This window comes from Komarekiella delphini-convector SJRDD-AB1 (assembly GCF_014831675.1).
GTDB lineage: Bacteria > Cyanobacteriota > Cyanobacteriia > Cyanobacteriales > Nostocaceae > Komarekiella.
Window position 1 is genome coordinate 1 of the sequence record NZ_VJXY01000095.1, and the last position, 10980, is coordinate 10980.

Sequence of the window (10980 nt, forward strand, 5' to 3'; positions counted from 1 at the left end):
GAGTGCTGCATCATAAGCATTCCAGTTACCAACTTTATACTTCGCTTTGGTTTTCACGTTTTAACTGGCAGGGAGTACAAGGGAATAAGTAAAATTTACCATTTCTCCGTATTCATGCAACAATGCCTATCTTAGCGCTAATTTTCTAACGCTGTAAATTTATTAGCGTCAAGACTTTAGCGCTAGAATAATGCTATGAATTAGCGCATGGGAGAAATTTTCGTGTCAAGAGTTGCACAACTGCGTAAGCAGAAAGATTTGACTCAACGCCAGCTTGCTGATTTAGTTGGTGTTGACCCATCAACTATCCGCAATTGGGAGCGAGACAGAGGGGGTACAGAAACCTTTGTGAAGCTTGCCAGGCTTTGTGAGGTATTAGGTTGCCAGCCTACTGAGCTATTTGAGATTCAGAAAATTGGTGAGGATGATTAGAATTTGTATTGATTGAGGATGTCACCAATCAGTTATCTAGATCACTTCAAAAAGGGCAGATTGGAGGTAAAAAGGATGAGCGTAGAGCAAGAATTAATAGGAAAGTGGCGAGAACTGCCTTTAGACAAACAACAACAGGTGTTGGAATTTGTGGAATTCCTTCATGTCAAGACGGTTGATCCTCAACTTTTTACGTCTGCTAGCAAATCTTTACTTGGAGAACGTTTGCGAGAAATCCGCGCCCAAATAATTGCTTCGGGAGAGCCTTTATTAACTCAAGAAGGCATAGAAAAAGAAATCGCTAGCCGTCGTGGTGGGTTACAGGAAACTGAAACATGACGGTAGCTTTCATTGATTCTGGAGTGCTAGTTGCTGCAACCCGTGGTGTAGGAGAAGTGTCCGAAAAAGCTCTTTTAATCCTAGAAGATTCTAGGTATGAGTTTGCTTCTAGCGAGTTTATCAAATTAGAAGTAATTCCCAAAGCAGTTTACAATCGAAAAACAGCAGAAGCCAGATTTTACGAAACATTTTTTAGCGCTGTAACCTACTGGGCTAATGATGTAGAACTAATAATGCAAGATGCATATAATATTGGTTGCCAGTATGGTTTAGCTGCGATTGATTCACTACATATAGCAGCTGCGTTGTCAGTTAATGCAGAAGAATTTTTGACGACAGAGAAGGTAACTAAGCCCATGTTTCGGGTAAAAAAGATTAAGGTTGTTTCAATTTTTGAATGACATTTTAATTCCTTGAACACTATTTCGGTACAATGCTGAAAGATGCCAAGACTCGAAACATTGTCTGTTTGATATTTGGTTTTCAAGGTTCAGTTAACCTGCTCGACAGGAGCAGTCAGAGTCGGGCTTTGGTCAAGCGCTCAAATGCGAAACCTCTGCTGCCTCAACTCGCTTTGGACAGATGCTTTGCTAAGTGATAAAAGTTGTGCAACCGCCAAGTTTCCCTGGTCTGATGTCCCAGACAGCATCGCATGTTTGCCTGCCAGAACGTCTAACCATTTTTCCGTTTTTCTCCACAAAAGTTTTTGATGCTGGCACACCATTAATCAAGTAATCCACCCGGCCCACTATTGGGTAAATATGATGAATGTGCGCGTTTAGTTTACTGAATGCGTTAGCCCGACTTTTAGCCTGGAAAATATCAGACGGCATTAGAAACAGCAACCGCGCCGAAGGGTTGTTGGGGTTGAGTAGGGAGAGTGATCGCTCGATAAATTCCATGCACTTGCTGAACGGCGGATTGGTGATAACCAGATCAAACTCAGTGTATGGTTCTATTTCCGAACGCAAGAAATCAGTACACAGCCAAGTACAATTTGGGACGTTGTATCTGCCATTCTCAACCCTAGACTTGTTGATGTCCATGCAAAGGATGCTGCAAGATTCGGGGTGTGGAATATTCTTAGCGATTTGCCCAGTACCAGCGCATGGTTCAAGAATGTATTCGTCACTTGGTAATACTAATTCGGACATCACTTGTGCAATGTTATTAGGTGTTTCCCAGGAATCGTTATCCCAGCCTGTTATGGGCAATAGATTTGCAACGTTCATTCGTCCCTCCAGTCACTAGCCCAGACAAAAGGGATTCCAGCAGCTAGAGCGCAAGCTTGGTCTTCAGAGCGATCGCCTACAAATAAGGATGATTTTGCGTCAATGATTTTACCTAAATCATTGATTGCCTTTTGAACCATTCCTGCACCTGGCTTGCGAAATGATTGGTAAAAGGGCTTATTTGAAATTGGGTCTAGGAACTGATGTCTTTCCCAAACTTCGTGCTTTTCACAAGAAACTCTATAGATTAAGTCTCCATCGAAATCGGGGCAGAAATAAACTACTTTTAATTGGGGTAGCAGCTGCATCGTGTATTTCTGTTCAGCTAGAGCATCCTCCAAACTTTTCTTCCCTGCTGCCACACCACCCTGGTTGGTAATGCCAATCACTACATAATCGGCATAATGAGCGATCGCTTCTGTAACTCCAGGAATGAGTTCTTGGTCTTCTGGTGCATTAATAAATGTTGCACCGCTTTTTGTGCGGCGGACGGTTCCGTCTAAGTCGAGAAAAAGGATTTTAGTCATGGTTTATCTTTAATAATCTTGGCACTAATTGATTCAAAATTTTCTTGGTAGATGTTCATGTCAAGCTGCATTTCACCACTTTTGTAAAGGTCAACAATGTGTTGTCTGATTTCTGATTCTGATAATCCATCAGGGATATCAATGTGTGCTTCAGATGTGAGCTTTTCGACTACTGTGACTATAACTTTCATTTAACTTTCACCATCTTTTCTACTATCAAATAAATAATTTGACTACTGCATTTGAAATTGCCTAACAATAACTTCCTCTTTTGCGTCAAACAATGACATTTGCGCTCGCTGACCCTGAATATAAGCCTCCGACTCCGCAATTAGTTTATTAATCCGATCTTCCAAATTGTCTGAAACTACAGCTTTGGAAATATGGGGCGTATTTACTACTACAGCTAAATCATTGATTTTGTTCTGAACAGTGATGTTGATACCTACGCCATCATCAGAGTGCTTGAGGGTGACACCTGTAACTTCTCCTTCTGACCACATATCAGAGTCTAATCCACAGAATTCTATTGCGTCATCTAGGAGTGCATTCATAGCATTGAAGAACGATACTCTAGGTTGTTCATTACAGAAAAACTTGACTGTCTTTCGCTCATTTGAGCTAGATTGTGCAGGTAAATCGTAGATGATTTTGATGTCATTGTCCTTGACTTTGATTTTGTTAATTTCCATAGAGTTGTGGGAAGATATAGAGTTTTGTTGTCACTAGAATTTCTGGAGTTCTTCAGCTAAAAACTGGTAAGTTAGACATGGATAATTACTGCTTTTTGATTAGGCGATCGCTTTGCTTTGGTATAGCGATCGCTCTTACCTCCAGGGCGTGAAATTATTCCACTGAAACCAGACCGAACCAGATTGAAGGTATGCGTCTGTGCGATGAACTTCTATCGGATTCCCCCAGTAGCAGCAAGCGTTAATTGCGAAAACGGGTTCTTCTCGGCAAGTGCCATCTTGTAACAGAACTGTAGAGATGTGATCTTCAATCCAAATTTCCAACCACTCTCGCTGCAAATACTCTTGGTAAAAGTTACCCCACCTGGTTCGACTCCAGCGATCGCAATCATCTTTGTCGTAGTGCCATACCTTGAAAACTTGATTCCAGTGAGCAAGGAAGTTGAGAGCCACTGGCTTAGATTGCATTAGAATCTGTTTATCCCCAGGCACACACTTCAAGTCCTCATGCAGCCTGGGAAGCTCCGCCGTGATGCCACCGTACTCAACCGTGTACCATTCGATTCCGCTGATGTTTTGGCTTAGTTGAGATGTCCAAACACTCTCTCGTTCTCTAGCGGCTTGTTGCACTTTGCCCATGAACATGTCGAAACGAAGCATACCTTCAACTAGGGAGAGTCCAGCGTGAACTACGTGATTTTGAAGAACTGGGTCATAAGCTGACTCGTACCCGGCAGTGTTGATTGCGTCTATTTGTTGGGCGATCGCCTCGGCTCTTGGATCTTGGAATTTGGTCATTGTCAATTCCTTTGGTAACTCCGGCTTGTTTATCTCACATAGATCCGATTTCAGGCTTGTTAGATAATTGCTCAAAGTAGAAGTCGTTTTGTAACAAATGGTGTTGTTAGCTTTTTAGTTGCTTGACTTAAAGAGAAAAAATCTTTTAGTGTTAGGACTAACAAACGATTCACCAGCAAAAGTTGTGAATTTTTATTGAGCGATCGCCTCTACATCCACAGATGCGGTCGCTTTCATTTAGCTCTGAAATAACTCTGTCACGCCAGGCAACCATCTCAGCTGAAACACTGTTTGGTTAGAACCCCGCGCAACAGCTGACACCATGCGCCCCCACTGCTTACCCAACTCTGTGGGACGATACGGCAGTTTGCGATCATCAGTGCGATATTGAAGTCCAGCGTTAACCAGCCATTTGTTAACAGCGATCGCACTTTTCCCTATCACTTCCCCTATCTGTGTCGGGTTGAGAAATGCATCATCTGAGGGGTCAGTACAAGCGATCGCCGTTTTGAGTTCATCAGCAGCAGGTTTAAGGGCAGGGTTAACTCTGGTGGCGGCGTTGACTGCTAACTGCGCGGTGAGGGATTTGTCTAGTCCGGCGAATTCTCCCACCAGCAGGGCTAACTGTGCAGCTTCTTGAGATGGAGCTAATGCTTTTGGTGGTTCTTCCTCTTTATAAGGCTTGTCTTCCACCTCACTTGCAAGCATTACTTTCGTTAAGGTTCTGTTTGCCCAAATACGAAAAGGGACAGATACCCACCGAGCGATATCAATTGCCACCTCGGAGTGAACCCAAGTTCCTTGTTCTTTTCCATACCCTTCAATTTCCACGACTAAAGACGATATGGGAATTCCCATATCGTTGCTAAGAGCCTGCAAATACTCCCTTGTAGACTTTAGCCTCATGTAGTCAGACAAAAGCTTACGGTTAGCTCTAGCCATTTGGGTGGCATTTACATATCCCTTTGGTATCGTGTATTTGGCTATTTGCCCATCTAGGGGCATTTGGTTAATTTCTGAATCACCCCAAAAGTGTGTCAGCATTATAATTGGCTCACTTTCTTGTAAATGAGTTTGGCGAAGCGATCGCTGTTCTCTTCCCGGAGAGCGATCGCTTTTGCGTCGTCACTACCTCAGTGTAATCAAAAAACTCTAAAAACACAAGACGGTGTTGTAAATTAGAGGAGAACAAAATGATAGAGGAGGTCTGCCTTGTGAAATTGTCCTATGTATCTCGTTTTACTTGGGACGAAGATACAGCACAGCGATTGAGAAAGTTACGTGGTAAAACTAGCCGAGATAAATTAGCGATTAAAGCTGGTTGTAGCAATACTTTTATTCAAAATCTTGAATGGGCAAACCCCCGGAACAGGCCAGAATCAATCTCTAAAGAAGATGCATTTGCTATTTGCAATGCGCTTAATGTACCTATTTGGAAGTTATTTCCAGCATTAGTAATCAACCCTGAAAGTTTACAAGAAATATGCCAAGCTCTATTGACATAGTACAACACGGTATTGTAGATTTGTATATAAGGGAGGAGACGAGCGCAACGCCTCTCAGAAAAGCAAAGAAGCGCTCAAATTTAACTGTAAATGTAAAAACACGAAACATAGATTTGAGAAACGAGAACCCTCCGTCGTATAGCACAGAGTACGCAAGGTACGGGTAAAGCGGGCCGGGGGAGATACTCAAAGTCATTCAAATAAGCAACACAAGACTGCACAGAAGGCATGGCAAATGCCCAATACCTTGTCTACAGTCTTTGTGCTGTGATGTTAACAAAAGGTAATAATAGGGAGGTGGTAAGGGCTAATAATGAAACAAAGTACCGTCAGAGCTTTATTTCAGGCTTACAATTCATTGCATATAATTATTGATGAGTTGTATGAGGGGTTTGAGAAGGCTGTAGAGAATGAAGACTATAGCGACGCTAGCTTATTGGAGGCTAGAGCGGATAGACTATTTTCAGAAGCCGAAGCAATATTAGCCGTAATTTTAGAGTATCAAAATGGATAAAGTTCTGATACAAGCCTTGGCTAAGGAAGCCAAAATCAAGAGCAGTCAAGCGATTGAGAAATTTAAAGAAGGTAAGTACGTCGAAGGACATTCCCTGATGAGTCAAGCTAGAGACGCAGGACGGGTTTGTAGTCAGTTAATCAAAACCAGTCAACTAGTACCTGTGTTGACTCAGTTTGAGAAATTAAGCCAGGAATAAGGCTAAACCACAATTCCACTACCGAATAAAAGCGCTGTGTATTCGCACAGCGCTTTTATTCTTTTGTTGCCGTGCACGTCGCCTGACACGCTGTGTATCCTGCTGGTTTGCTCCTAGTCACAGGCTAGGAGCAAGAAATATGAGGCTGCGCCAAATCTAGTTTGAGAGTGTTGTGCCTGCACAACACATTTCGTGCAAATTAAAAGGTGATCGCCCGTCTGACAAACACAGCGATCACCTTCATTACCGTTTTAAAGGTTTTAAAATTATGCCACAAACAGCAACAATTGTAACCCGTTGCGTCAAACCAGTTGAAGAACTGACATCAGTAGAAATATCCTTCTACGATCATGAGATTTACTGCGGCACACAACTGATTGCCACCATCAGCTACGACGATGACCTAACGCAACCTTGGGTAGTCAAGGTCAATAGTGAAGAAATCCACCGCGCCGATACTTTCAAAAGATGCCACAGCTACATCACATGGCATTACCAGCGTGGAACACTGCCACCACAAGAACAAGAAGCCCCAGCCGCTACAACGGGGAACGAAATCATGGTACAGATTGCTGACGAATGCGAGAAGTACGGCTTTGACCTGATGGACGATGGTATTTACCACCACGATGTGAAGCTTGGTCAAGCAGGCTCCACCGACGGCAGATGGTGGGTTATTCGGGCTTTGTCAAAACATCAACAGAAAGTCCCGTGTGACTCTGCTCTTGATGCGGTGTGGTCGTTGTCGATGGTTGAAGTCACTTGTTGTGAAGACTTGCTAGACCGACCATTTGAGACACTAACGGCTATGCAATGGGAGCTGTTGCTGGAGTATCAATCAGTGTCGGATAGTCGGGAATTGGTAGCGGTGTAATCGTTTGTTTGCAGCAAGCGATGACAGTTTCGGCAAGAGCGCTGTTCTTCATTTAACCAAACAGGTGAAATCATGAAACTTAGCTACGACCAAAAAACAAGAAAATTTGTTGTCTCTGAACTGGGACGCATTCTTGACTCGGATATCGATTCAGATGCTCTAGTTGCGAGGTATGGATTTGCCGCTTACTCGACAAATGAAGAAATGACGGACTCTGAAGCGCAAGAGATGGTCGATGATTTTCTGAAGTGCGAGTAGTCAACTACAGAAACTATCTGATGCTACGCCAATGTGACAGTGAAGCCCCGTTGGGGCGGGGTATGGGGTGTGGGGTGTGGGGGAAGAGATAGCCTCAACAATTAGTGGGTCACAAGCCCCGTCCTTCAGGACGATTGCATTGGTCGCTTAATCATACGCCTCGACCAATGCCGTCTTCTCCCCTACACCCTACCCCCTACACCCCACACCCTTTTTGTTGACAGTGAAAGTTACAAACAGGAATTCCAACTATGACAAATACTACTGTAAAAACCGCCGAGGAATTGATTGCAGATTTAGAGCAATTCACAGGCTCGGAAGTCGTTTACAGACATTCACTAGGTATGCTCCGCTACACAGAGGGAGTGAAATATCTAGCTCAAGCAACCCGATGTTACTGGCTGCTGGATGCGATTGGCTCCTATCAGCATCGGCTTGGGTCAAATGCTCGGCTGAGAGAATTTCAGGTGTGGCGTTTAGTGGTGAAGGATGAGTCAGGTACTTTGATATGTGAAGAAGACACAGACAAGGAAGTGCTACGACAACAGATAGAGTACACGAATTTTCCGCTGTCAGAAATCACGCTGTATCTAACACAGAAGGTGTTGATGCTGCCGAGTGAGTATTGAGAATGAAAGGTGGGTATTAAAACCCACCACGCCTGAAGCAATCAAATACAGCAAGCTGTCGGACTTCAAAAATGATCCAACAACCTCATGATAAATTTGCCAAACAATTTTTAGAGGAGTTACTGGCTCCTTTAGGCGAAGTAAGAACGAATAGGGAAGTAACAGACGAAGCTAGATTTGTTGACGTGTTATTTTCCCCGACACCAACATCTGCTACTAATGCAGAAACTTTAGGATTGTTGGGTAGAATTGCCGTATTAAATACTACTTTACTAGAACCGTTTCGCAATCAACCAAGTAAAACAGAAGTACGTAATTGTCTACAAAAATTGTTTACTGTGATTGCAGACGCACAGCGTAAAGCCAACAGAGAAGACACAACAATAGCGGAGAACGATTTAGCAAGACTGTGGATATTAGCGCCAAGTGCTTCAAAAGCTCTGCTTAAGGCTTTTGGAGCTACACTAGATTTAGAAAATTGGATAGAAGGAATATACTTTCTGCCTGAAGGTATAAGGACAGCAATAGTGGCAATTAACAAGCTACCGCCAACTCCAGAAACACTATGGTTTAGACTCTTGGGGAGGGGAAAGGTACAAAGAAAGGCAGTAGAAGAACTGGTTGCACTACCACCATCTGACCTTGTACGCCGGAATGTACTGGAAATAATTTACAGGTGGCGTATCAGTGTAATGGCACAGACAGAATTAACCAAAGATGACCAGGAGTTGATCATGAACTTAACTCAAGCTTACCAAGAAGCTAGAGCAGCAGCGGTACAAGAGGGTGTAGAGCAAGGTGTACAACAAGGAGTACAGCAAGAACGCCGTCAAGTTGTGGAAAACTTGTTGAGATTCCGGTTTGGTTCTGTGGATGAGGAATTAGCGGGAGTGGTCGATAGTTTGTTGCAGTTAACTCCAGAGGAGTTTACCCCTTTATGTCTTCAGTTATCCCGTGAAGAATTGCTGGCGAGATTTGATTCGCATAGGTAATTTGTAACCACAAACATTTATTAGTAGTAAAAAGCGCTTTTGTAACAGCAAGAGCGCTATTTTATTGGCTTTACATTAATACATTAGAAATCAACGGCTGCGCCAATGCGAAGGTGAAATACATTGGTATCAAACAAATGACCCCTGAACAAACATCGGAATTACTTGCTGCTTTAATGCGCCAAGAAGAACTACTCAAGCAGCTAGTCACTTCAATCAACAAGCCGAAACTGGGACTCCACAATGATGCTGGCAGTCGCAAGATTTACTGCAATCGCCACAACGGTTTTCTATGGTACACGCTATCGAATTCAGAACCGCAGGCTGTTGATGCTACTGCCTTAACGGGATATCTGCGAGAGTTGCGATTCGAGAAGTGCGAGCGGCGAGGCAAGGAAGTACACAAACTGCTAGCTACAATTCAGGCTGAGCGAACATACATCTTGGAATCTGGACATGATACTCAGTTCGCTAAAGGGTTATTAGCAGCCATAGCTAGTTTGACTCCACAACAGCTTTATTCACCTATAACCTTACAACCGCAGCCAGGGACAGATGATAGCGTTTTGTTCTGTCGTGTGTGGGCTGGATCTGAGTTAATCATGGCATCCTACGGCGAAGAATCGAACTGGCGAGAAATAAGTAAGCAGGCTTTGGCTGTTACGAAAGCTGCGGCTTCTATGGTGTTTTAGTAATTAAATAAACAGCAACAAAAAGCCCTCCGGCAAAGCAGAGGGAATGATTAGAGTGGGTTGGAAGACAACGCAAAAATAAAGAGCCAGATATTCCTCTGGCTTTTTGATGTCATCTACCTTTTAATTCCTGAATAGTATCAGATGAATATCTTTTGAGATACTCATACGCATCATGGATGCAACAGCATTTTACAAATTAAACTATTCATCCCAAATCAAAGTTCTGGGCAGAAATAAAAGCATCACGTTAGTTGTAAACAGGACTTGAGCGAACTGACAAGTTAGCGCTTGCGCTATCGCATTTGATTAATTGCTCAAGTCTTATCTACAGCTAATGAGTGCTGTTATTCCAATTACTCACAATTAATCAAAGCGAGGGGAAATAATCATGCAATCCACAATTACGATGTCACGTACATGGAAGCAACCTCTTTTTTCTATAGGGCAGCACACCCAACAGGGGAGAATTATTGGTATAAACTATACAACTCAAAAGCAGAGCGAAGGTTAATACTACTCAATATTGGTCAATGAGACTTCTGGACAAGTAGTACAACTGCCAGAAGCACAGGTTCGTCTACTTTCAAAACAAGAGATAGAAGCAAAAATATTAGCCGAAATCGACTCGCACTTGACACGATTAGCGGTTCTCCAAAAAGAATTGAATGAAGATTTGGAAATTCGTACACCCTTTGGTACAGTTCCCCCACCTCTTTCTCAAACACCTCGCTCATCTAATGGTACATCCAGATTATCTCAACCAAAGAAAAAGGTTAGCGCTTAAGACTTAGACATTGTACTTACTAGAAAAATGCGGAAACTTCGCTTACCAAAAGTTTCCGCAATCCAAACTGTAGTTATAGGTAAAAGTAATTATCGCACATTACATCGCGACGCTTCAAAGCGATGAGTTATTTCAATGAGGACAGTCTAATGAGCAAAATACAACAGCATCAACAAGCTTGGGATGCGCTGATGTCCCTCAATAAACGCTATTATATTTCGACTGGTTTTTATGCACTGGGGGACGCTTATTTAATCAGTGGTAAAGACCTAAAGTACAAAAATCAAATTGTCCTCGTAGAACATCGGCAGAAATCCCAAATCAATCATTGGGATTGGACAATTAATAAATCCGAATGTCGTCAACAGCCAACAATCACAACCAATGGTGACGATGGTAACGGTAACTTGAAACGAAAAGCCGTGTCGCTCAAGGTTTACAGTTAGTTCTTTCTCTTCAATAAGGATAACAAAAATGGAACTCAATTCTGTTTACGATCCCAAGTTACTT

At 42.9% G+C, this 10980-nt stretch carries 19 protein-coding genes; 13 read left to right on the forward strand and 6 right to left on the reverse strand.

Annotation, left to right across the window (positions count from 1 at the left end; genetic code table 11):
* Positions 1-222: 222 nt before the first annotated feature.
* The 3 genes from FNW02_RS35925 to FNW02_RS35935 all read left to right on the forward strand — a co-directional run bounded on the left by FNW02_RS35925 (position 223) and on the right by FNW02_RS35935 (position 1172).
* Positions 223-432 carry a helix-turn-helix domain-containing protein gene (locus FNW02_RS35925; RefSeq protein WP_348535508.1) on the forward strand — a complete coding sequence of 70 codons (210 nt, stop codon included), beginning with the start codon at positions 223-225 and terminating at the stop codon, positions 430-432.
* Between the two features lie 75 nt (positions 433-507).
* Positions 508-771, forward strand: coding sequence for a hypothetical protein (locus FNW02_RS35930; protein ID WP_191762261.1), 264 nt, complete (start codon positions 508-510; stop codon positions 769-771).
* Entirely contained in the window at positions 768-1172 is a 405-nt protein-coding gene (locus FNW02_RS35935; protein ID WP_191762262.1) for a type II toxin-antitoxin system VapC family toxin, read from the forward strand. The genes FNW02_RS35930 and FNW02_RS35935 overlap by 4 nt, the downstream gene beginning before the upstream one ends.
* A gap of 189 nt (positions 1173-1361) precedes the next feature.
* Here the strand turns inward: FNW02_RS35935 and FNW02_RS35940 are convergent, their stop codons facing one another.
* From FNW02_RS35940 to FNW02_RS35965, 6 genes are all read right to left on the reverse strand, one after another.
* Positions 1362-2003, reverse strand: a complete 642-nt coding sequence (locus tag FNW02_RS35940) for a DNA methyltransferase family protein (protein WP_191762263.1) — start codon at positions 2001-2003, stop codon at positions 1362-1364.
* Positions 2000-2530, reverse strand: coding sequence for an HAD-IIIA family hydrolase (locus tag FNW02_RS35945; RefSeq protein WP_191762264.1), 531 nt, complete (start codon positions 2528-2530; stop codon positions 2000-2002). The genes FNW02_RS35940 and FNW02_RS35945 overlap by 4 nt, the downstream gene beginning before the upstream one ends.
* The gene (locus tag FNW02_RS35950) at positions 2527-2721 is read right to left on the reverse strand and encodes a hypothetical protein (protein ID WP_191762265.1); all 195 of its coding nucleotides are present in this window, start codon (positions 2719-2721) and stop codon (positions 2527-2529) included. The genes FNW02_RS35945 and FNW02_RS35950 overlap by 4 nt, the downstream gene beginning before the upstream one ends.
* Positions 2722-2763: 42 nt before the next feature.
* Positions 2764-3222: a hypothetical protein gene (locus tag FNW02_RS35955; RefSeq protein ID WP_191762266.1), complete on the reverse strand. Its 459-nt coding sequence runs from the start codon at positions 3220-3222 to the stop codon at positions 2764-2766.
* Between the two features lie 135 nt (positions 3223-3357).
* Positions 3358-4020, reverse strand: coding sequence for a hypothetical protein (locus FNW02_RS35960; protein ID WP_191762267.1), 663 nt, complete (start codon positions 4018-4020; stop codon positions 3358-3360).
* A gap of 237 nt (positions 4021-4257) precedes the next feature.
* Positions 4258-5064 (reverse strand): KilA-N domain-containing protein, encoded by an 807-nt coding sequence (locus FNW02_RS35965; RefSeq protein WP_191762268.1) that lies wholly within the window; start codon positions 5062-5064, stop codon positions 4258-4260.
* 170 nt (positions 5065-5234) lie between these two features.
* On the opposite strand from FNW02_RS35965, the gene FNW02_RS35970 reads away from it, so the two are divergent.
* The 10 genes from FNW02_RS35970 to FNW02_RS36015 all read left to right on the forward strand — a co-directional run bounded on the left by FNW02_RS35970 (position 5235) and on the right by FNW02_RS36015 (position 10916).
* A complete protein-coding gene (locus FNW02_RS35970) occupies positions 5235-5525 on the forward strand; it encodes a helix-turn-helix domain-containing protein (RefSeq protein WP_348535509.1) in 291 nt (96 codons plus the stop codon).
* Between the two features lie 313 nt (positions 5526-5838).
* Complete coding sequence (locus FNW02_RS35975) at positions 5839-6039, forward strand: hypothetical protein (RefSeq protein WP_191762270.1); 201 nt, start codon at positions 5839-5841, stop codon at positions 6037-6039.
* Positions 6032-6238 carry a hypothetical protein gene (locus FNW02_RS35980; RefSeq protein ID WP_191762271.1) on the forward strand — a complete coding sequence of 69 codons (207 nt, stop codon included), beginning with the start codon at positions 6032-6034 and terminating at the stop codon, positions 6236-6238. The genes FNW02_RS35975 and FNW02_RS35980 overlap by 8 nt, the downstream gene beginning before the upstream one ends.
* Before the next feature lie 268 nt (positions 6239-6506).
* On the forward strand, positions 6507-7112 hold the full coding sequence (locus FNW02_RS35985) for a hypothetical protein (protein ID WP_191762272.1): 606 nt from the start codon (positions 6507-6509) through the stop codon (positions 7110-7112).
* Positions 7113-7184: 72 nt separating this feature from the next.
* Positions 7185-7370: a hypothetical protein gene (locus FNW02_RS35990; protein ID WP_191762278.1), complete on the forward strand. Its 186-nt coding sequence runs from the start codon at positions 7185-7187 to the stop codon at positions 7368-7370.
* Between the two features lie 251 nt (positions 7371-7621).
* A complete protein-coding gene (locus FNW02_RS35995) occupies positions 7622-7999 on the forward strand; it encodes a DUF6876 family protein (RefSeq protein WP_191762273.1) in 378 nt (125 codons plus the stop codon).
* Positions 8000-8070: 71 nt separating this feature from the next.
* Positions 8071-8991, forward strand: coding sequence for a hypothetical protein (locus FNW02_RS36000; protein WP_191762274.1), 921 nt, complete (start codon positions 8071-8073; stop codon positions 8989-8991).
* A 137-nt stretch (positions 8992-9128) separates the two neighbouring features.
* On the forward strand, positions 9129-9683 hold the full coding sequence (locus tag FNW02_RS36005; protein ID WP_191762275.1) for a hypothetical protein: 555 nt from the start codon (positions 9129-9131) through the stop codon (positions 9681-9683).
* A 526-nt stretch (positions 9684-10209) separates the two neighbouring features.
* The gene (locus FNW02_RS36010; RefSeq protein WP_191762276.1) at positions 10210-10470 is read left to right on the forward strand and encodes a hypothetical protein; all 261 of its coding nucleotides are present in this window, start codon (positions 10210-10212) and stop codon (positions 10468-10470) included.
* 149 nt (positions 10471-10619) lie between these two features.
* Complete coding sequence (locus FNW02_RS36015) at positions 10620-10916, forward strand: hypothetical protein (protein WP_191762277.1); 297 nt, start codon at positions 10620-10622, stop codon at positions 10914-10916.
* Positions 10917-10980: the final 64 nt, after the last annotated feature.

What these genes read in the sequence shown, in the direction of transcription:
- FNW02_RS35960 (WP_191762267.1), bottom strand. Translation starts at nt 4,020, where the DNA reads ATGACCAAATTCCAAGATCCAAGAGCCGAGGCGATCGCCCAACAAATA.
- FNW02_RS35975 (WP_191762270.1), top strand. Translation starts at nt 5,839, where the DNA reads ATGAAACAAAGTACCGTCAGAGCTTTATTTCAGGCTTACAATTCATTG.
- FNW02_RS35930 (WP_191762261.1), top strand. Translation starts at nt 508, where the DNA reads ATGAGCGTAGAGCAAGAATTAATAGGAAAGTGGCGAGAACTGCCTTTA.
- FNW02_RS35995 (WP_191762273.1), top strand. Translation starts at nt 7,622, where the DNA reads ATGACAAATACTACTGTAAAAACCGCCGAGGAATTGATTGCAGATTTA.
- FNW02_RS36000 (WP_191762274.1), top strand. Translation starts at nt 8,071, where the DNA reads ATGATCCAACAACCTCATGATAAATTTGCCAAACAATTTTTAGAGGAG.
- FNW02_RS35965 (WP_191762268.1), bottom strand. Translation starts at nt 5,064, where the DNA reads ATGCTGACACACTTTTGGGGTGATTCAGAAATTAACCAAATGCCCCTA.
- FNW02_RS35990 (WP_191762278.1), top strand. Translation starts at nt 7,185, where the DNA reads ATGAAACTTAGCTACGACCAAAAAACAAGAAAATTTGTTGTCTCTGAA.
- FNW02_RS35945 (WP_191762264.1), bottom strand. Translation starts at nt 2,530, where the DNA reads ATGACTAAAATCCTTTTTCTCGACTTAGACGGAACCGTCCGCCGCACA.
- FNW02_RS35980 (WP_191762271.1), top strand. Translation starts at nt 6,032, where the DNA reads ATGGATAAAGTTCTGATACAAGCCTTGGCTAAGGAAGCCAAAATCAAG.
- FNW02_RS35935 (WP_191762262.1), top strand. Translation starts at nt 768, where the DNA reads ATGACGGTAGCTTTCATTGATTCTGGAGTGCTAGTTGCTGCAACCCGT.
- FNW02_RS35940 (WP_191762263.1), bottom strand. Translation starts at nt 2,003, where the DNA reads ATGAACGTTGCAAATCTATTGCCCATAACAGGCTGGGATAACGATTCC.
- FNW02_RS36005 (WP_191762275.1), top strand. Translation starts at nt 9,129, where the DNA reads ATGACCCCTGAACAAACATCGGAATTACTTGCTGCTTTAATGCGCCAA.
- FNW02_RS36015 (WP_191762277.1), top strand. Translation starts at nt 10,620, where the DNA reads ATGAGCAAAATACAACAGCATCAACAAGCTTGGGATGCGCTGATGTCC.
- FNW02_RS35950 (WP_191762265.1), bottom strand. Translation starts at nt 2,721, where the DNA reads ATGAAAGTTATAGTCACAGTAGTCGAAAAGCTCACATCTGAAGCACAC.
- FNW02_RS35955 (WP_191762266.1), bottom strand. Translation starts at nt 3,222, where the DNA reads ATGGAAATTAACAAAATCAAAGTCAAGGACAATGACATCAAAATCATC.
- FNW02_RS35985 (WP_191762272.1), top strand. Translation starts at nt 6,507, where the DNA reads ATGCCACAAACAGCAACAATTGTAACCCGTTGCGTCAAACCAGTTGAA.